Source organism: Dolichospermum sp. LEGE 00240 (assembly GCF_015207875.1).
Taxonomy (GTDB): Bacteria; Cyanobacteriota; Cyanobacteriia; order Cyanobacteriales; family Nostocaceae; genus Dolichospermum; species Dolichospermum gracile.
The window spans coordinates 74,011-94,547 of record NZ_JADEVZ010000003.1; the positions used below are offsets into that span (position 1 = coordinate 74,011).

Genomic DNA, 20,537 nt, shown 5'->3' on the forward strand with positions numbered 1-20,537 from the left:
AGCCTCCGAACATCAACTTAGAAGTTACCCTGGAGATACCCGCATTGATGAATTTTTCAGCAAGCCCTATGATAAATCTTTAATAATTCTCACCGCAGAGGCTCCCGTTAATGTTGCCACCAATAACCAAGTAACAGCCAATCCCACCACTTCCCCTAAAAATAAATTAGTAATTCTATGCAAAAATAAGCCAACAGTTGAACCAATGGGTATAGATATCATCCAACTTATAATATTGACAAATACCCATTTCCATGCTAGAGGAAGTGATGGGGGAATAGCTAACAACCATTGGCATACACCAATTAATAAACCACCAATACCACCAATAATAATGCCTAGAAAAATTCGCGTGGCTAGAAACGCAGAAGTAGTTACAGTCCAACCCAAAACACCAACACCAATTGCAGCAATAATTACCCAAGGAAAAAGAGTAGATAGTACCCATTTTCCAGGAGAAATAGATTGTCTGAGCAGATAACTTTGGGGGATAGAAATTGTTAAACTCCCGATAGCAGCTTCTAAAACACTCATATCTGGTTCTTCACTAATTTCAATCATTAATAAACTCAATAAAAATCCCAGAAAAGTAGCAACAACCCATTTCAATGTAAAAATTAAAATTCTAGAATTAGATTTAACAGGTGATAATTGCATTATACTTTCTTAAATTTTAATGGTCTTACAGCTTGAGTATCAAACATCTGGAGAAAAGCTCGACGACGTTGATAAGGTGATTCGGGAGCAATATAACCCCATAAACTTTCCCAATAGAAAAAAGAGAAACCAGCAAGTTTTTGATTGCGGACTATTTTTATTTGTTCCTTCACTTGATCAATCTCTACAGGCTTTAATAAATTTCCGGTTGAGATACCAATAGCTACAGGAATTTTCTTCATAGCCGATTTTATTGATGGTTTGGACATTTCTGTGATGAAAGAGGTTTTTTCACTTCTGTATACCTGTAAAATCAACTCATCTATTAGATCTTGTTTTACCCAATTTTCCCAATCTTGTAAATAGTATTTATAAGCAAAATATTGTGAGTTTGGAGAAAGAGATATTTTAGCATAGGGTTTAATTGCTTTTACAGATTTAGAAATACTGTCCATAAATGCAGTAATTTTATTAGCCCTCCAGCGCATCCATTCTGAATCAAAAGGATTACTTGGTGGTTTTTTCCCTCGATGTTCTTTTTGATAAAGTTTTACCGTAAAAGCATCATAACCAAACTGCACAGGCATTCCAAAATGATCATCAATTTGAATACCATCTACATTATAATTTTTGACAACTTCTAAAATTAAGCCGCGAATAAAGTTCTGAACTTGAGGATGTAGAGGATTTAGCCAAGCTTGTTTATAAACCCCATTAATCATATCTTCTAGTAAGTTTTCAGATATGGATTCTACACCCTTTTTTCCAATAGTTAACCAGTCTGGATGTAGTTTAGCTAACGCAGAATCTGGAGGAGTCATTAACCCATATTCAAACCAAGGAATTATTGTCAAATCTTTACTTCTAGCCAATTTGACTACCTTGGCTAAAAAATCATTTTTATTATGAATAAAATTCAGCAAAGGTTGACTATCTGCACCTGTGATTTTTTTGGCTAAAGGACTTTTATAAAAGGTGTAACCTCGATTCCAAACTACGGGATAAATAGTATTAAAATTGAGTGCTGCTAATTGATGTATTGCCCTTTCAATTCCCCACGGGATATAAAAGACACCACTGGCAACATTAGTCAGCCAAACACCACGAATTTCTGTAGTTACAGGTAAAGAATTTGAATTTTGAGTATAACCAGGATTTGCAAAAATGGGAAATATTGTTAAACTGATGACAAATCCCAAACATAAAAAATATCCAAAAACTCGCTGAAATACAGAATTCATTTGTTAACTAAATCGAGATTGCTAATATCCATATAACTACAAAATCTAATTTTATTGTGGGGATTAGATAAAGATATGAATGTTTTTTGATAAAGCAGTAAAAAAGACACAATATTTATGTGCCTTTAAGAATTATAAGTGATATGTGAAGAATTCTAAAGATTTTTTGAAGATGGCAAAACTGCTTCTCCTCCCCCGTTGAGGATATTTTCAGCAAGCCCTAACTAAGGTACTTCTAAGCAATAAATGAAAAAAACGAACCACAGAGGCACAGAGGACACAGAGGGAGGAGAAATAGAGAGATTTCTTTCTCATTCCCTTTCCTGACTTCTGGGCGGTGAACCCTCACCCTACTTAGAATCTTTCTACACCGGAGAATTGTTGAATGGAGGCTTTCGCTGCTTCTCCACAAGTACGCGGTGTGGGGAAAATCTTGCCGGGATTTGCTAAACCTTGGGGATTAAATACCTGTCTTACCCATTGCATACTCTCTAAATCAGCTTCGCTAAACATATCTGGCATATAGCATTTCTTATCAGCACCAATACCATGTTCACCGGAAATACTCCCACCTACTCTTACGCATAGTCGGAGAATTTCTCCTCCCAATTCTTCGACTTTTTCTAATTCTCCATGAATGGAGTTATCAAATAAAATTAATGGGTGTAAATTCCCATCTCCAGCATGAAAAACATTAGCAATAGGATAACCATATTCATGGCTTAATCTCTCAATTTCTTGGAGGACATAAGGTAATTGAGTCCGAGGAATTACCCCATCTTGTACATAATAATCAGGGCTAATATGTCCCGCTGCGGCGAAAGCTGCTTTTCTGCCTTTCCATAATTTTAATCTAGTTTCTGGGTCACTAGCGCTGGTGACATTTCGCGCCCCATTTTGGCGACAAATTTCTGTAACTCGCTGTTTATTTGCAGAAACTTCTACTTCTAAACCATCAATTTCTACTAATAAAATCGCTGTGGCATCACGGGGATAACAATTAGTGGCAACAACATCTTCTACAGCATTAATACTAATATTATCCATCATTTCCATGCCACCGGGAATAATCCCCGCGCTGATAATATCAGAAACGGTGGCAGCGGCGGCATCTACGCTGGTAAAGTCTGCGAGTAATACACAAATTGATTCGGCACTTTTGAGAATTTTTAAAGTGATTTCTGTGGCAATTCCTAATGTTCCTTCTGAACCGACAAATACACCTGTTAAATCATAACCTGGTGTTTCGGGAATTTGTCCACCAACATCAACTATTTCCCCATCTGGAAGCACAAGTTTTAAACCTAAAACATGATTTGTTGTCACACCATATTTTAAACAATGGACTCCTCCAGAATTTTCAGCAATATTGCCACCAATGGAACAAATAATTTGACTAGAAGGGTCAGGTGCAAAATAAAAACCAGCACCGCTAACTGCTTGTGTCACCCAACTATTAATTACTCCCGGTTGGACTATCGCCCGTTGATTTCCCAAGTCAATTTTGAGGATTTGTCGCATTAAAGAAGTGACAATTAAAACGGAATTTTCTGTTGGTAAAGCACCACCAGATAAACCTGTTCCTGAACCTCTCGCAATAAAAGGAACGGCGAATTGATTGCAAATTTTGACAATTTCTGATACTTGTTCTGTGGTTCTGGGTAATACTGCGACTGGGGGACATTGTTTATAGCTGGTTAAACCGTCACATTCATAGGTGAGAAGTTCTTCTTTGCGTTGAACTACGCCTTTTTCACCAACTACAGCGACAAATTTTTTGATAATAGGTTTCCAGTTGATTTGTTTTTTATCTTGGGTAAGCATAGATTTTTTTATTGTTGGGATAGTACAATATTGATTTAAGTTTTTGTTATTATATCACATAACAGGCAACTTTTTAAAAGTTTGTGTATAATAAATATAGCATATTCATTAACAACAATTCAGAAAAAATGAGTATTGTAATTACAGAAGACACATTAAAAACAATTTCCATGTCTGAAGATGAATTACTCCTGGAAATAGCAATTATGTTATTTCAACAAGAAAAATTGACTCTTGGACAAGCGAGTAATTTTGCGAAAATGAATCAATTACAACTTCAAAAAATCTTAGGTAGTCGTCAAATCTCTCCCCACTACGATCTAGTAGAGTTGAAAGAAGATGTTGATAGTTTAGAGGCTAATAACTGGCTATGATTATTGTTAGTAATACTTCGCCTATTAGTAATTTAGCCGCTATTGGACAGCTTAATTTATTGCGAAAACTTTATGGCAATATTATGATACCTATTACGGTCTATCAAGAAATTATTGCTTCTAGACAAACTGATCCAGCGACCCTGGCAATTCAAAATTTAGACTGGATTAAGATTTATCCTATCACCAATGAAACCTTACTAAAACAATTGCAAATAATTCTTGATCCTGGTGAAGCTTCTGCAATTACTCTGGCTGTTGAATTCAATGCAGATCGTTTAATTATTGATGAAAGAAAAGGCAGAAATGAAGCAAAAAAACAAGGTTTAAAAATAACTGGTATTTTAGGTATTATTTTAGCTGCTAAAGAAAAAGGATTTATTGACTTAGTTCAACCACTTTTAGATGATTTAATGGTTAATGGCTTTTGGCTTAATAAATCTTTATATCATGAAGTGTTAGTATTAGCTAATGAGAAAAATACTTAATTTTTACTATTGTATCACATAAGATATCGGTACACTTTTAACGAAAAAGCAATTAAGTCTGAGGTATCAACAATTATTTCTTGATTCATGATTTTATATTAAAATAGTTGAGTTTAATATAAAATATCATCAATATGTTCTGCATAGTTAGTAGATAATTCTGCTTGTTGATCTTTAATTATAAATTCAGGGTCAGGATTAGGAATTTCTAAACTTCCACAGAGTTCCCAAGTTTTAGTTTTGATTAAATTTGATGGTTCTACCGCTAAATATGCTTCCAAGGCTTTAAGCAAAATATTTTGTAAAGAATCAGATTGATTTTGCAATTGATTCATTAATTGATCAGGAATCTCTAATGTAACTTTATTCATGGTGGATTTAGAAATAAAAATCTGTTTTATCAAAATTATACCGTAATTTATATTTTAGATCAACAGAGTTTAAATTTGACACGGAGATAGAGAATAAGTTAATTTTTAAAGTAAAAAATTATGTAAAATTACTTATCTTTGCCATACCTAACCTGAGTTCGACATAAGAGAATTTTTGGAAAACTTGCCTATTGTCTATTGCCTTGACATAACGACAATTTTCAACGTCAACCTACTTCATGTATTATAAGTTAGAGATTTTTTTAAAATCCTAAATTTAAAAATTTAAGCATAATTACTCTTATGAATTTTCGTGATGAGTTTAAATTGTTACTCCGCGCCCGTTATTCGTTGATTTATATTCCTACTTATGAGGAGGAACGGGTAGAGGCGGCGATTCGGGAAGAGGCGGCAAATCAAGGTAATCGTCCGGTGTATACTTGGGATTTTGTGGACGGTTATCAGGGTAGTCCCAATGATGTGGGGTTTGGGAAACGTAACCCCTTACAGGCTTTGGAGTTTGTGGAAAAGTTGACTGCTACTGCCCCAGCGGTGCTGATTTTACGGGATTATCATCGGTTTTTGGATGATGTGGCTATTTCTCGTAAACTCCGTAATTTAGCCCGACTCCTGAAATCCCAACCGAAAAATATTGTCTTATTATCCCCTCGCGTTGCTATTCCTGACGATTTAACGGAAGTGCTGACGGTGGTTGAGTTTCCTTTACCTAACGCCCCCGAAATCAAAATGGAGGTGGAACGGTTGTTACAAGCCACTGGTAATCACCCTGGCGGCAAGTTTTTAGATGATTTGGTGCGTTCTTGTCAGGGGTTGTCTATGGAAAGAATCCGCCGAGTATTAGCGCGAGGAATCGCCACTCATGGACAATTAGAACCGGAAGATGTAGATTTAGTTTTGGCAGAAAAGCGGCAAACTATCCGCCAAACTCAAATTCTTGATTTTTACCCCGCCACTGAGGAAATTACTGATATTGGTGGTTTAGATAATTTGAAGGATTGGTTAATTCGGCGTGGGGGTTCCTTTAGCGAAAAAGCCCGACAATATGGTTTACCTCATCCTCGTGGGTTAATGTTGGTGGGAATTCAGGGAACTGGTAAGTCTTTAACTGCCAAAGCGATCGCTCACCATTGGCACTTACCTCTGTTACGATTAGACGTAGGGCGGTTATTTGGCGGTTTGGTGGGTGAGTCAGAATCCCGCACCCGGCAAATGATTCAAGTTGCAGAAGCGCTCGCTCCCTGTATACTCTGGATTGATGAAATTGATAAGGCTTTTTCGGGTTTGGGTAGCAAAGGTGATGCGGGAACTACCAGCCGAGTATTTGGGACTTTTATCAATTGGTTAGCAGAAAAAACTTCCCCTGTCTTTGTCGTGGCTACTGCTAACGATATTCAGGCTTTACCACCAGAAATGTTGAGAAAAGGGCGATTTGATGAAATTTTCTTTGTCGGTTTACCCAGCCAAGAGGAAAGAAAAGCCATTTTCAATGTGCATTTATCCCGATTGCGTCCCCATAATTTGAACAGCTATGAAATCGAAAGATTAGCCTACGAAACCCCCGATTTTTCCGGTGCAGAAATTGAACAAACGTTAATTGAAGCCATGCACATTGGCTTTAGTCAAAACCGTGATTTCACCACTGATGATATTTTAGAGGCTGCCAGTCAAATTATCCCCTTAGCACGAACCGCTGTAGAACAGATCCAAAAACTCCAAGCATGGGCAGCCGCCGGTAGGGCGCGTCTAGCATCTAAATATAGTCCTTTAAGCGATCGCATTCAACGTCAATTATAGGAGTCAGGAGGTAGGGGCGCGGGGCCCGCGCCCTTTATCAGAAGTAAGAAAAGAAAGAAGAAAAAACTAACCAATTACCAATTACCCATTACCAATTCCCCACTATATGCTTACAAACTTACTTAAAGTTATACTCGGTTTTGTTTTAGCGATCGCAGTTTTATTAGGTACTGGCTTAACAGTTGCCCTCTATTTTGTTAACCGTACCGCCGTAACTCCTCCCAAACCAATGTATCCTAACGATAATCCTTCTTTCTCAGCCAAAAAGCCCAAAGCCATTGCCAAATCTCCACCTAAAAAACCAACTACTCCCAAACCCACATCTAGTCCTACGGCTACTCCCACACCCACAGAATCACCCAAACCACTACCTCCAGATGCCTACGAAGGAACTGTCACTTGGGCAGATGGGTTAAGTATGCGGTCTGAACCAGACGCAAATTCTTCCACTATTGGTGGAGTTGGTGGTAATAAAAAAGTAATTATTTTAGAAGAAAGCGCCGATAAAAAATGGCAAAAAATTCGCATTCCTGATACCGATAAAGAAGGTTGGGTAAAATCAGGTAACATTCAACGTTCTCAGTAAGTGGGTGAGCTACATTGTGAAGTGCGGAATATGGGATAAAATAGTCGGTTTTAACCGACTTTAGCTTTTAGACAGGGAATTTATTCCCTGGTTTGAAGGGAAATCAAAACCGCGTTTAATTTGCTCGCGTTCAATCGCTTGAAACAAAGCCAAAAAATTACCTTCCCCAAAACCTTGGGCAAGAGAACGACGTTCAATAAACTCAAAGAAAAAAGTTGGTTTAGAAAAAATTGGTTGACTAAAAATTTGTAATAATAACTGCCCTGGATGAGAATCTTCATGCCAGTCTACCAGAATTTCTTGGTCAGATATGGCTTGCAACTCTTCAGTTGACAGAGAAAATTTATATCGTTGTTGGAGTTGGGAATAGTAACTTTGGGGAACAGAAAGAAAAGATAAACCAGCAGTCCGAAATTGAGAAATTGCATCAACAAGATCAGGTATTAATAAAGCAATATGTTGAATACCTGCACCTCGATTCACGTCTATAAATTCTTGAATTTGTGACCTCGGCGAAGCTGGTTCATTAATTGGTAATTGAATATTGCCATGAGGTGAAATCATTACCTGACTATGCAAACCAGAACGATCAGTTTTAATATTAAAAGTCTGTTGAGGTTGAAAATCAAATATTTTTTCATACCAATTAACAGCAGTTACCAACTCACCCACACCCACATTTAAAACTAGATGATCAATCGCCGTAATAGAATTATGTAAAATATTGTCGTTATCTTCTATTTTTGGTTTATTTTTAGTAATTAACGTATGATTTAAACTACCCCAAGCAGCAATTTTAGCATACTGACAAAATCCAGTATCTTGAACAGGTTGGAGAATCCTTGCCCCATTGTTTATAGCCTTTACTATCACAGCTTCCACATCATCAACTACAAAAGCTATATCAGCCACACCAGGAGGATGTTTACGCAGAAACTCAGCCACCGGACTAGTCGCTAAAATCGCAGAAGAAAGTAAAAAGTAGACAGATCCACTTTTCACCACTTCTGTACAAGTATGCAACGATTTGGGATGATGAAAAGACCTGGAAAAAATACCATCATTCACTGCTTGAAAACCAAGACAATATACAAACCAATCTCGCCACCTTTGGGCATCTTCGACATAAAAGTGAACGTGATCAATTTGCAGCATAATTTCTTTTAAATCCAGTATTTACTATCATCTTTTTACCAATTTTATGTAAGGCTGCACAGAATCCTGAAATCCATTAATTTATCCGTGTTTATCTGCGTCTATCTGCGTTCAATTATTCTGGAAATATTATTTTATCCAGCCTCATCTTAATTTGGTATTACATCTGTTACACACTAGAAAAACAAATGACTCTCAGGTTGAATATTAATTTCCATAGGAATAGCCTGTGGTTCAGCCGACAAAGCATAAAAAATAGCATTTGCCGCAGTCTCACAACTCAGCATTTTACTCCGATCTACTTTTAAATTTACCTTATCCCAAAAAGGAGAATCTATGCCTCCAAAGTAAAAAAGTGTCATTTTCACCCCAAAACGTTTCAGTTCTTCCGCTATACATTTACTAAAACCCACCACACCGAATTTAGACGCAGAATAAGCCGCAGCCATAGGCATTGAATGTTTACCAAGAATACCGACAACATTACAAATATGACCAGATTTGCGTTTTTGCATCTCCTTCGCTGCTGCTTGAGTCGTGTAAAAACAGCCTTTTAAATTGAGATCCAGCATTGCCTCTAAATCTGCCGATTCAATGTTATTGTAGGCTTTGAGAATGCCCGCTCCGGCTGCATTTACCAAAACATCAATTTGTCCAAATTGGGCTATTGTGGCTTGGATTAATGCTTCCACCTGTTGAGGTTGAGTAATATCGGTGGGAACTGTCAGCACATCGGCTGATAGTCCATTTGCTAATGCAGCTAAGTTTTCCCCGTCTCTAGCTGCAAGCACCAAACGCGCACCAGTGGAGGATAATTGACGAGTTAAGGTAGCACCAATACCACCAGTAGCACCGACAATGACAATAACTTTATCTTGTAGCATCATCATATTTACATTTCCTTACAGACTATATTTATAGTACAGTCTATCTCGGTATTCTGGCTGTGATATATTATTTGAGCGATCGCTTTTATGCTGTTATTATCTTGCTGGAGTCACCCATTAATTATTCAGAGTTTTATTTATCAGCCTGTAAACCAGAAAATAGCCTTGTCCAATTTAAACTATCAGCAATTAGTTCACCTTCTTTCACCTCAAAAGTGCGATTAATAGCTTGTGGTTCTTTAATTGCTTGAACACAAATTTCCGCCACATCATCACGGCTAACTTTTCCTTTAATATTATCACCTTGCTCAAAAATTAACTCCTTTCCTCCTAGTGCTTCCGTCAAAGCACAAGGTCTAATAATTGTATAGGGAATACCACTAGCTTTCAGACTTTCTTCTCCTCGCAATTTCCAGGTTAAAATCCCTCCCAATTGGTCATTTAATCTCACTGCTGGTGGTTCTTCATCTAAATTAATTCCTGGTCTTCCGGGACGAGTGACCCCAGCGGAACTGATTAATACGAATTGAGGTAAAGTTTCTCCCCCATAAGCTTGAATGGAAGCAATTTCCAGCGCGAACCCCCCCGGATTAAAAGCAGGATTTAAAGCACCATCATATTCAAACTTACTCAACATTAATTGCACAGAACAAACTTTGCTAATATCCATTGGTGGACAGTCCTTAACAATTTTGGCACGAAACACGGGAACTAAATCTGTAAAAGAAATCTGAATATCTAGCCAATTATTAGCAACAGTATCAAAAGAATAGCTATAACCAACACCATCCCAAGTTGACTCTGTGCGGATAAATATTTTATAACGTTGTCCATCACCCTTAACCCGCAATTTCACACCTTGATAGCCAGATAAATCCAGCAAAGGTGAAAAATTCTTAGTTCTCACCGAAGCAAACCCCCCAGAATTAGCAGTAGAAACATTACCTGTAAATACTGCTGTATTTTCCCTAATTTGCAAACTACTAGCACTAACACCCCCCATAACCACATCATCTAAAGCACCCCAGATATCTTTGATTTCATCTGATGGTTTCGTGAAATCAAATATCGGTTTTTCACCCGCAGCAACCAGATATTTTGCGGCTGCTGTTACTAAATTTTTCACACCTTGATATTCAACATTTTCTGGTGTATCTCCAACAATTTCCGGCAGATAAAATTTTACACCTTGATTATATTTGGCTCTATCGGGTGTATCTCCCTCCACAGGTTGAACACGCACTGACGTACAACAAATTACAGCTTGAATATTAGCCATAACTAAATTTGTTAAAGTCTCTGGTTTGGTAATATCTCCAACGACCAAATTAATATCATCACCCAAAACTTGTCGCGCTTTTTCAATATCTCGAACTAAACAGCGGACATTATAACCCTGTGTTATTAATTTCTTAACAACTCGTTTACCCACACCACCGGTTGCACCAGCTACCAGAACTACAGCCATATTTTCTCCTGCTTTTGATATATCTTTATTATCCGTTGGACTACCTGGAAATAATTTTTGTATCCAATTCAGAATCGGAAATACTTCAAAGTAAGTTAGGGTTTTAATAAACCTGCATAAATCCCATCGAGAGCGGTTGTTATTATTCATAGTTACGATTTAATCATGTTATCTTAGTCTTATTATATCAGATTTAGATCCCCGACTTCTTAAAGAAGTCGGGGATCTGGATGGATCTGGATTATAATATTCATACAATACGATAATTGCCATAATGAGTCAACTTGCTAACGCCCAAGCGGAATATGAGAAATTTCCTGAAGAATTTACCAGCATTATTATTAGTACGGTAAATAAACAAGGCATCCCTAATGCTAGTTATGCTCCCTTTGTTATGGACGATGATAAAAACATCTATATTTATGTAAGTGGACTAGCTACTCATACCCAAAATATTCAAAATCATCCTTTTGTGAGTGTTTTATTTATTGATGACGAAATTAAAACTAAACAGATTTTTGCTCGGCGGCGGTTAAACTTTGATTGTACCGCAAATTTGCTAGAAAGGGAAACTGAACAATGGCAGGAAATTGTTGATAAATTTCAGGTTCGGTTTGGAGAATTGATTTCTACATTACGCAGTTTACCAGATTTTCGGATTTTGCAACTGACACCGAATAGCGGACGTTTTGTAATTGGGTTTGGGGCTGCGTATAATATTAGTCATGACAATATAAATCAACTTGTACAAATTACCAAGGATTCACTTTCATAATTATGCTGAAATTTCAACCTCCGGGTTTTGGTAGCAAATTCATTCATACATCTTTGGGGACAATGGTTTATTATACCCAAATTAGCAGTCCTTGGGAAAATACCAAAAATCAAGATTTACCACCATTATTATTTCTACATAACTTTGGTGGTGGTGCGTCTGCTTATGAATGGTCAAAAATTTATCCAGCTTATGGGTCAACATATCGAATTTTAGCCCCGGATTTAATTGGTTGGGGAAAATCTGCTCACCCTGAGAGAGATTATCAAATTGAAGATTATTTAACAACGATTCTTGAGTTTATTTCGCAAACCTGTAATCAACCTGTAACCGTCATCGCATCTTCTTTAACGGCGGCTTTGACTATTCGTCTGGCTGTGACTTATCCCGATTTATTCAATGCTTTATTTTTAGTTTGTCCTGCGGGTTTTAATGATTTTGGCGAAGGTGCAGGCAGAAGATTACCACTTTCTTTAATTAATACACCATTAGTAGACAATTTAATTTATGCTTTAGGTGCAGAAAATGAGATTGCAGTGAGAAACTTTTTGCAGAGTTTTCTATTTTCTAACCCTGAAAGAGTGACACAGGAAATGGTGTCAGCTTATTTAAGTTCTGCACAAAAATATCAAGCCAAATTTGCAGCCTTGTCTTTTTTACGGGGAAACTTGTATTTTGATTTAAGTTTATATATTCAACAACTTCAAGTTCCCACTGTGATGTTGTGGGGTGAAAATGCCCAATTTACAAATATGCAATTGGGACGACGGTTAGCAAATTTAAATACTGAGGCAATTCAGGGTTTTCATGAAATACCCGATACAGGAATTTTGCCTCATTTAGAAATACCAGCAGTTGTCATAGGAATTTTCCAAAAATACAACAAAACTGGAAAATTAGAAATCTAAAGGACTAAAATTATCTGTGTTCATCTGCGTTTAATTCTGACTTCTTGTCCGCGAAAGGGTTACACCATCAAGAAAGTTGTAATATAGAAAAAGTAACATAGCTCTTCACTCACCACAACCAATGACATCAACTCTGCTGAAACTTCCACGCCTTAATGCACCTAAGCTGCACCATCTACCCAACGGTTTGACGATTATCGCCGAACAAATGCCAATAGACGCAGTTAATCTCAACCTCTGGGTAAAAACTGGTTCTGCAATGGAATCTGATGCTATTAATGGTATGGCTCACTTTTTAGAACACATGATTTTTAAGGGTACACAAAAACTCATTAGTGGTGAATTTGAACGCCGGATTGAAGAACGTGGTGCGGTGACTAATGCTGCTACTAGCCAAGATTATACTCACTATTATACCACAACTGCGCCTAAAGATTTTGCTGAATTAGCACCTTTGCAAATAGATGTTGTTTGTAATCCGAGTATTCCTAATGATGCTTTTGAACGGGAAAGATTAGTAGTTTTAGAAGAAATTAGACGTTCTGAAGATAACCCCAGACGACGAATTTATCGTCATGTCATGGAAACTGCTTTTGATTCCTTACCCTATCGTCGTCCCGTACTTGGACCCGAATCTGTTATTTCTGAAGTTAAACCGCAACAAATGCGAGATTTTCATAGTCATTGGTATCAACCTCAGTCAATTACAGCAGTGGCTGTGGGGAATTTACCAGTAGAAGAATTAGTAGAAATTATTGCGGAAGAATTTAATAAAAATTATCAACAAACAACTAATAAACTAACACAAACAGCAGCCATTCCTGAACCTGCATTTACAGAAATAGTTCGTCGGGAAGTTATTGATGAAACTCTCCAACAAGCCAGATTAGTGATGATGTGGCGAGTTCCCGGATTGATGGAATTAGATGAAACTTATGGACTTGATGTGGTAGCGGGTATTTTAGGACATGGGAGAACATCTAGATTAGTGCAAGATTTACGGGAAGAACGGGGACTGGTATCTTCAATTTCTGTGAGTAATATGAATAATTTATTGCAAGGTGTGTTTTCGATTTCTGCTAAATGTGATGTAGAAAATTTGGCGGCTGTGGAAGCAGGAATTATTCAACATCTTCGCAGATTACAAACAGAATTTGTCAAAGAATCAGAAATTGCCCGTGTTCAACAACGAGTAGCTAATCGGTTTATATTTGGAAATGAAACACCAAGCGATCGCGCTGGGTTGTATGGTTATTATCAGTCATTGATTGGTGACTTAGAACCAGCCTTTAATTATCCCCAATATATTCAAGCACAAGCAGCCACTGATTTAATCCAAACAGCCAAAGATTATCTATCCCCAGATGCTTATGGTGTCGTTGTCATCAAACCTGTTTAAGTAGGTTGGCGTTGAAAAAAATTGTCGTTATGGCAAGGCAAAAGGCAAGATTGAAGAGGGTTTGGGCGATTTTACATTTCTTTACAAAGTTTGGTTTTATTGTGTTCACCTACTTAGTTAAACCTCATCAAACAAAGATAAAAATCGTAGATTAGTTGTTAAACCCTTAAAGTAATGGGACAGAATTAATTACACAACTGATTTTTCTGTTCCCTGTTCCCTGTTCACCTGAGTTCGACATAAGATAATTTTTGGAAAACTGCCCCAAATATGAGTCTCAAACCCTGATGATCTCGTTGAAAAAATCATAACTCTGTTCGCGTAGCGTCTCCGAAGGAGAAACTCCTAACACCGAACTCAGGTCTGTTCCCTCTCTCAACGAGTGAATTTAATTTTGTCCGACTACTTACAGTTACCAAAACTGTAACGGTAATCAAATTTTAGGCTGCTCAGGACTATTCTAGGTAAGTGCAACAGCGCAAACATCTTTCTTGAGTGTGAGGATTTAGCAATGTCTTACCAGATTCAGTCCCAAATGTGGCAGCGCGTCAGTATTTTAACACTGCTGTTATTAATACCAACAGTAGGAATTGCCGTTTTCCGTCAGTCCATGACAGTTGCAATTCCCGCCAATTCAACCACCTCAGCCAACTCCATTTTACCCAATCATCCCAACTACCAAGCACTTCAGGCATTAGCTAATAATTATAGTTGCGTCGTTTCCATTCCTAACTTTGGTAATCTTCCCGTCACTCGCACAGAATTTGCTACAGTCTTGAATACTTGTTCACAGCGCCTTAATGAACTCATAGCAAATAACCCCACCACAGTTGCTCAAACAGACCTACAAACCCTACAACGCTTACAAAAAGAATTTGCTCCAGAGTTAGCAATTCTCAACAATTCCCAAGATACAGATAAATTAGAAGTTCGTACCAATATCGCCCCTATTCAACCTACCAGAGAACCCCTTCAAGAGCAATCTATTCCTAAGACTAAACCATCAGGCGTAGTCTTGCCATTACCCCCTAGTTCACCAGTAATGTCTACTGTTAACCGTCCCCAGATTTCTAAAATTCAAGCTGGTAGCAGTATTAATGCCTTAGTTGCCCCCGAAACCCAAACAGGTGGTAAATTCAATACAGAGAACTATAATCGCATTGACGATAATCCCTTTCATCGTGTTGGTAATGAACCTCTTTCTACCTTTTCCATAGATGTAGATACAGCAGCCTACAGTAATATGCGACGGTTTATTACTCAAGGACAATTACCGCCTAAAGATGCAGTACGAATAGAAGAATTGATTAACTACTTCCCCTATAATTATCCTCAACCCACAGGAAATCGCCCTTTTTCCGTCACCACCGAAGTAACTTCTGCTCCCTGGAATCCTCAACATAAATTAGTACAGGTAGGTTTGCAAGGGAAACGCTTAGAGAGTGAAACCTTACCACCCAGCAACCTCGTATTTTTAATTGATGTCTCCGGTTCTATGGGTGAACCCGATAAATTACCCTTGGTGCAACAGTCGTTAAAATTGCTAGTTAATAAGTTACGTCCTCAAGACAGGGTAAGTTTAGTAGTTTATGCCGGAAATGCGGGTGTAGTCCTGGCTGCTACCCCTGGAAATCAAAAAACGAAAATTCTAGCAGCCATTGACCGCTTACAGGCTGGAGGCTCTACTGCTGGTGGTCAGGGGATTGAATTAGCTTACAAAATCGCTCAACAAAACTTCCTCAAATCTGGGAATAATAGGGTTATTTTAGCTACCGATGGAGATTTTAACGTCGGGGTTTCCAGTGATGCCGAATTGACCAGATTAATTGAACAGAAACGAGACCAGGGAATTTTCCTCACAGTCTTGGGATTTGGCACCGGCAACTATAAAGATGGCAAAATGGAACAACTAGCTGATCAAGGTAATGGTAACTACGCCTATATTGATACCTTATTGGAAGCCAAAAAAGTCCTAGTTAATGACATTCGGGGAACATTGTTTACCATTGCCAAGGATGTAAAAATTCAGGTGGAATTTAATCCGGCTAAAGTCCAAGCATACCGCTTAATTGGCTATGAAAACCGCCTGTTGCAAAACCAAGATTTCAATGATGATAAAAAAGATGCGGGGGAAATTGGCGCTGGTCATTCTGTAACAGCACTGTATGAAATTATTCCCACTGGTACAAACAGTGATGTGAAATTACCACAGGTAGACCCTTTACGGTATCAGCGTTCTGGTGTTAATGCGATCGCTACTGCCGATAATGAGATGATGTTGGTGAAACTCCGTTATAAATTACCTCAAGATAGTACCAGTCAATTAATTACTCAGACTATCAAAGATAGCGACTTTCAAATTAACCAAACACCATCAACTAATTTGAGATTTGCGGCTGCTGTAGCAACCTTTGGGATGATATTACGTGATTCTGAATACAAAGGGAATGCTAACTATGATTTGGTAATGAAATTAGCAACTCAAGGTCAGGGGGAAGATACGGAAGGTTATCGGGGTGAGTTTATGCGTTTAGTAGAAAAATCTAGAGATTTGATGATCAGAAAGTGATGCTATACTGAACGGTTAAGAGGATGTTTGAAAAGTTGTGAGAGTCAGATCCCCGACTTCTTAAAGAAGTCGGGGATCTGATGATCTTATTGCTGTAAAACCATCCTCTAGAAAGATGATTTATGGCAGCAGGAGAAATAAATTAGTAACCATATCAACTCAGAATTAATCTCAATTAAATTGTGAGAAAAAAGAGATTATTTAGCTTCTTAGGATTGGTAATCACAATAGCGATCGCTCTGATTAGTTGTCATAATTTGCTATTACCAAAATCACCTCCACCCATTACCGTCAAACTCAGTGGTTGGACAGGTAATCCCCTAGAACAAACCCTGTTAAAACAGGTAATCCAAGACTTTGAAAAGCAGCAGTCCCAGATCAAAGTCAAATATGAAGCGATCGCCGATCAATATATGGATGTGATTAAAACCCGCCTAGTAGGAGAAGCCGCACCAGATGTATTTTATCTCGATGCTTTAGAAGCCCCTTTTTTAATGGGTCAGAATGTTCTAGAACCCCTTGATAAATACATTAACCCCAAATTTGATCTTACAGACATAGAACCCAACCTCCTCAACAATTTTACCTACCAAAATCATATTTATGGTTTACCTAAAGACTATTCCACCCTGGCTCTATTTTATAACAAACAAGCATTTACTCAAATTGGTTTAACCAATCCACCAACCACATGGGAACAACTCCGTACCTATGCCAAACAATTAACAGGCAAACTGAATAAATATGGCTTTGGTGAAATTCCCGAATTAGCCCGTCAGGCATATAAAATTACCGCTTTTGGCGGAGAAATTATTGATAAAAATGGTTATGCTACCTTTGCCAATGATCCAGGTTTGCAAGGTTTAGAATTAGTAATTAATCAATATCAAAAAGACCGTTCTTCCGCTCAAAAATCTGATGTCGGTACAAATTCAGGGAGTGAAATGTTTGGGCAAAATAAAGTAGCAATGGTAATTGAGGGTAATTGGGCAATTCCCTACTTGCAAGAAACCTTTCCTAAACTAGAATTTGCCACAGCAGAGATTCCTAAAATTAATAATCAGCAAGCAACAATGGTTTTTACAGTTGCTTATGTCATGAATAAACAAACACAGCATAAACTTGCAGCTTGGAAACTTATTTCCTATCTAACAGGAAAAGAAGGCATGAAAAAATGGACAAGTAAAGGATTTGCATTACCAGCCCGTAAATCAGTAGCACAACAATTAGGCTATGATCAAGACCCTCTTAGAGCATCATTAGTAGCAGGAGTTAATTATGGCACACCCTGGCAATTAGGCAAGTATCCCGCCGCAATTATCAACAACTTTGATAATCAATTTATTAGTGTTTTGCTAGGACAACAACCATTAAAACAAGCAATGTTAAAAGCGCAAAATGCAGCCAATCAACAAATTCAGGCAGATATGTAGAGTTTGTAATTAAAACTTGTACCCGACTCCAATTTTTCTCTTCCTTTGCGCCTTTGCGTGAGATATAAAAATGTGTTTCATTTACCCGAACATCACTGTAATAGACAAATCAAAGAAAATCTAATAGCTTATTTATTCATAACTCCCAGTATTTTAGTTTTAGGCACATTTGTAATTTTACCTATTCTCTATGCCGTATTTCTTTCCTTACACAAAGTGCAAATGTTGGGAGGGATTCATTACCATTTTTTCAGCTTAGGTAATTTCCAGAGATTACTAAGAGATGAAAGAATAGGAATTGCTTTAAAAAATACCGCCGAATATGTAGCCGTTGTTGTTCCCACACAAACTATTTTAGCTTTAGGTTTAGCAGTAACACTTAATTCTGGCATTCGCGGGAAAAATTGGTGGCGGATTCTTTACTTTTTACCAACAGTCACATCTTCCGCAGTTTTGACACTAATTTTTATGTGGATTTATAACACAAATGGACTTCTAAATAATTTTTTAGCTTTCCTAAAATTACCTATTTATAATTGGTTGGGAGATCCATCTGTTGCCCTCAAAGGGATTATGATCATGAATATTTGGTCAACAGCGCCGTTTTTTATGGTGATTTATTTAGCAGCTTTACAGGATATTCCCCAAACCCTTTACGAAGCCGCAAAACTTGATGGTGCGAATAGTTGGGAACAGTTTCTTTATATTACCTTACCTTTATTGCAACCGGTGACTTTCTTCGTTATGGCAATGGGAATAATTGGGACTTTTCAATTATTTGATCAATCTTATATATTTTCTGGAGGAACTGGCGGACCAAATAACGCCACTCTCACCTTAGTTTTACTAATTTATCAAACCGTATTTCGGAATTTACAGATGGGATATGGTGCAGCGATCGCTTTTTTACTAGCATCTGTAATTATTACCATCACATTAATTCAAAAGCAATTTTTCGGAGGCTATAAAATTTGAATAAAATCTTTAATATTTTCTTTTTCAAAGTTGTATTATATATCTTCCTCACAGTTTATGGAATTATCACCATAATTCCCTTTCTTTGGGCATTTTCCGCATCATTCAAGCCCCTCTCTGAAATCATTAGTGGTGAATTTAATTTCATTCCCAAACATTTTACCCTTGATAATTACAAACAAATATTTCTACAAGAACCCCTATTTTGGCGGTGGTTATTTAATAGTGTAATTATTGGCGTTACCGTCACGATTTTAAACTTGCTATTTAACTCAATGGCAGGTTATGCCCTCGCTAGATTGAACTTTCATGGTAAACAGTTCTGGTTTTTCCTAATTTTGGCAGTCTTAGTAGTACCAGCGCAAATTACCCTAATTCCCACATTTTTAATTCTCAAAACCATTGGTTGGTTAAACTCATACCCAGGGATGATAGTTCCGAGTATGGTTAATGCTACCTTTATTTTCATGATGCGGCAATTCTTTGTAAATTTCCCTAGAGAATTAGAAGAAGCCAGTCAACTAGATAGTTTAAATGCCTGGGGAATTTTTTGGCACATAGTTTTACCTCTAGCCAAACCAGCATTAGCCGCACAAGCGATTTTTGTATTTATGGGCAGTTGGAATAATTTTTTGCTCCCCGTAGTCATTCTTTTTGACCCAGAAATGTTCACCTTACCCTTGGGACTAAACACCTTTAAAGGTCAATATATCAGCTATTGGAATTACATTATGGCAGCCTCAATGGTATTTACCCTACCCGGTTTAGCCATTTATGCCTTCTTTAACCGCTACTTAATTCAAGGTATTACCTTCACCGGTGGTAAAGAATAATTCCTCAAACTCTTCCTCTCTGCGCCTCCGCACCTCTGCGTGCAAAAATTCATCCTTTCCTGCCCACAGCAACACAGTAAATAGCCGCATGACGTTGCCCATCAATCCCCAACATACCGTTTAAACTCAGATCATGAAATCCACCGAGACAAAGACTATCCAGCCCCAATTGCACAGCCATTAAACTTATATTTTCAGCTTGATGACCAGCTTCCAAAAGTGCAAAACGATAGCCTCGCGCTCCATATTTGCCCATTGAGCGCGTAAAAACCGATGTGAACACAAACAGAGCATTAGCATTGACAATATAATCTTGCTGCAAAAATGCTTCTATAAAATCCGTTGGTACGGCATCATTCACCCAATGTAGCCCATGTCCGCGAGGTTCATAGTGATATAGTCCGCTAACCAAACCTGCTACCGCTTGTGTAGATACGAACACCTCCAGGGGATAAAGTCCCCCCGCAGAAGGAGAATTACGAGCCTCATAGCACTGATTATCCACCTCACGCAGTCCATTAACTCCACAGGCTGCATCCAGCAATTGCGCCAAGGAGACAAGTGGCATCACCTGATTATCAAATGATCGCACAGAAGTACGCCGTGCTAAAAGCTCAGACAGCGGGTTATCCCGTGGTGCTGGTGGCAATTCCAGAAAAGGAGCTTCTGGCAGATATCGCAGTTCAGTAGCCGGAACACGCTTGACATAACTTTTCGGGACTGGAGAGTTCAAATGATACAGAAGAGCTAACTCCAGAGGTTCATTGACTGTGTGCATT

19 protein-coding genes are annotated in these 20,537 nt (G+C 38.0%); 11 read left to right on the forward strand and 8 right to left on the reverse strand.

The window, feature by feature from the left end; genetic code table 11:
• Positions 1-66: 66 nt before the first annotated feature.
• The 3 genes from IQ226_RS01320 to glcD form a co-directional block, all read right to left on the reverse strand.
• Positions 67-657 carry a hypothetical protein gene (locus IQ226_RS01320; RefSeq protein ID WP_193891117.1) on the reverse strand — a complete coding sequence of 197 codons (591 nt, stop codon included), beginning with the start codon at positions 655-657 and terminating at the stop codon, positions 67-69.
• Positions 657-1,898, reverse strand: a complete 1,242-nt coding sequence (locus tag IQ226_RS01325) for a glycoside hydrolase family 10 protein (RefSeq protein ID WP_193891120.1) — start codon at positions 1,896-1,898, stop codon at positions 657-659. Before IQ226_RS01325 ends, IQ226_RS01320 begins: the two co-directional genes overlap by 1 nt.
• A gap of 354 nt (positions 1,899-2,252) precedes the next feature.
• Complete coding sequence (gene glcD / locus IQ226_RS01330) at positions 2,253-3,722, reverse strand: glycolate oxidase subunit GlcD (protein ID WP_193891123.1); 1,470 nt, start codon at positions 3,720-3,722, stop codon at positions 2,253-2,255.
• Between the two features lie 128 nt (positions 3,723-3,850).
• Here glcD and IQ226_RS01335 point away from each other — a divergent pair, with 128 nt between their 5' ends.
• Both IQ226_RS01335 and IQ226_RS01340 read left to right on the forward strand, forming a co-directional pair.
• On the forward strand, positions 3,851-4,096 hold the full coding sequence (locus IQ226_RS01335; protein ID WP_193891126.1) for a UPF0175 family protein: 246 nt from the start codon (positions 3,851-3,853) through the stop codon (positions 4,094-4,096).
• The gene (locus IQ226_RS01340) at positions 4,093-4,584 is read left to right on the forward strand and encodes a DUF3368 domain-containing protein (RefSeq protein ID WP_193891129.1); all 492 of its coding nucleotides are present in this window, start codon (positions 4,093-4,095) and stop codon (positions 4,582-4,584) included. Before IQ226_RS01335 ends, IQ226_RS01340 begins: the two co-directional genes overlap by 4 nt.
• Positions 4,585-4,697: 113 nt before the next feature.
• Here the strand turns inward: IQ226_RS01340 and IQ226_RS01345 are convergent, their stop codons facing one another.
• Positions 4,698-4,955: a hypothetical protein gene (locus IQ226_RS01345; protein ID WP_168632206.1), complete on the reverse strand. Its 258-nt coding sequence runs from the start codon at positions 4,953-4,955 to the stop codon at positions 4,698-4,700.
• A 303-nt stretch (positions 4,956-5,258) separates the two neighbouring features.
• On the opposite strand from IQ226_RS01345, the gene IQ226_RS01350 reads away from it, so the two are divergent.
• Both IQ226_RS01350 and IQ226_RS01355 read left to right on the forward strand, forming a co-directional pair.
• Positions 5,259-6,770, forward strand: a complete 1,512-nt coding sequence (locus tag IQ226_RS01350; RefSeq protein ID WP_193891132.1) for an AAA family ATPase — start codon at positions 5,259-5,261, stop codon at positions 6,768-6,770.
• 106 nt (positions 6,771-6,876) lie between these two features.
• Positions 6,877-7,356 (forward strand): SH3 domain-containing protein, encoded by a 480-nt coding sequence (locus IQ226_RS01355; protein ID WP_193891134.1) that lies wholly within the window; start codon positions 6,877-6,879, stop codon positions 7,354-7,356.
• Between the two features lie 60 nt (positions 7,357-7,416).
• Here the strand turns inward: IQ226_RS01355 and hppD are convergent, their stop codons facing one another.
• The 3 genes from hppD to IQ226_RS01370 form a co-directional block, all read right to left on the reverse strand.
• Positions 7,417-8,508, reverse strand: a complete 1,092-nt coding sequence (hppD, locus tag IQ226_RS01360; RefSeq protein WP_193891328.1) for a 4-hydroxyphenylpyruvate dioxygenase — start codon at positions 8,506-8,508, stop codon at positions 7,417-7,419.
• Positions 8,509-8,687: 179 nt separating this feature from the next.
• Entirely contained in the window at positions 8,688-9,398 is a 711-nt protein-coding gene (locus tag IQ226_RS01365) for an SDR family oxidoreductase (RefSeq protein ID WP_193891330.1), read from the reverse strand.
• Between the two features lie 133 nt (positions 9,399-9,531).
• Positions 9,532-11,016: a CIA30 family protein gene (locus tag IQ226_RS01370; RefSeq protein WP_193891136.1), complete on the reverse strand. Its 1,485-nt coding sequence runs from the start codon at positions 11,014-11,016 to the stop codon at positions 9,532-9,534.
• Between the two features lie 124 nt (positions 11,017-11,140).
• Here IQ226_RS01370 and IQ226_RS01375 point away from each other — a divergent pair, with 124 nt between their 5' ends.
• From IQ226_RS01375 to IQ226_RS01405, 7 genes are all read left to right on the forward strand, one after another.
• The gene (locus IQ226_RS01375) at positions 11,141-11,641 is read left to right on the forward strand and encodes a HugZ family protein (RefSeq protein WP_193891138.1); all 501 of its coding nucleotides are present in this window, start codon (positions 11,141-11,143) and stop codon (positions 11,639-11,641) included.
• A gap of 2 nt (positions 11,642-11,643) precedes the next feature.
• Positions 11,644-12,549: an alpha/beta fold hydrolase gene (locus tag IQ226_RS01380; RefSeq protein WP_193891140.1), complete on the forward strand. Its 906-nt coding sequence runs from the start codon at positions 11,644-11,646 to the stop codon at positions 12,547-12,549.
• A gap of 121 nt (positions 12,550-12,670) precedes the next feature.
• On the forward strand, positions 12,671-13,948 hold the full coding sequence (locus IQ226_RS01385) for a pitrilysin family protein (RefSeq protein WP_193891142.1): 1,278 nt from the start codon (positions 12,671-12,673) through the stop codon (positions 13,946-13,948).
• Between the two features lie 511 nt (positions 13,949-14,459).
• Positions 14,460-16,517 (forward strand): VWA domain-containing protein, encoded by a 2,058-nt coding sequence (locus tag IQ226_RS01390; protein ID WP_193891144.1) that lies wholly within the window; start codon positions 14,460-14,462, stop codon positions 16,515-16,517.
• Positions 16,518-16,699: 182 nt separating this feature from the next.
• Positions 16,700-17,950: an ABC transporter substrate-binding protein gene (locus IQ226_RS01395; protein ID WP_193891147.1), complete on the forward strand. Its 1,251-nt coding sequence runs from the start codon at positions 16,700-16,702 to the stop codon at positions 17,948-17,950.
• 72 nt (positions 17,951-18,022) lie between these two features.
• A complete protein-coding gene (locus IQ226_RS01400; RefSeq protein ID WP_193891149.1) occupies positions 18,023-18,925 on the forward strand; it encodes a carbohydrate ABC transporter permease in 903 nt (300 codons plus the stop codon).
• The gene (locus tag IQ226_RS01405) at positions 18,922-19,758 is read left to right on the forward strand and encodes a carbohydrate ABC transporter permease (RefSeq protein ID WP_193891151.1); all 837 of its coding nucleotides are present in this window, start codon (positions 18,922-18,924) and stop codon (positions 19,756-19,758) included. The genes IQ226_RS01400 and IQ226_RS01405 overlap by 4 nt, the downstream gene beginning before the upstream one ends.
• A 49-nt stretch (positions 19,759-19,807) precedes the next feature.
• Here the strand turns inward: IQ226_RS01405 and IQ226_RS01410 are convergent, their stop codons facing one another.
• The gene (locus tag IQ226_RS01410; RefSeq protein ID WP_193891153.1) at positions 19,808-20,536 is read right to left on the reverse strand and encodes a SagB/ThcOx family dehydrogenase; all 729 of its coding nucleotides are present in this window, start codon (positions 20,534-20,536) and stop codon (positions 19,808-19,810) included.
• Position 20,537 lies beyond the last annotated feature (1 nt).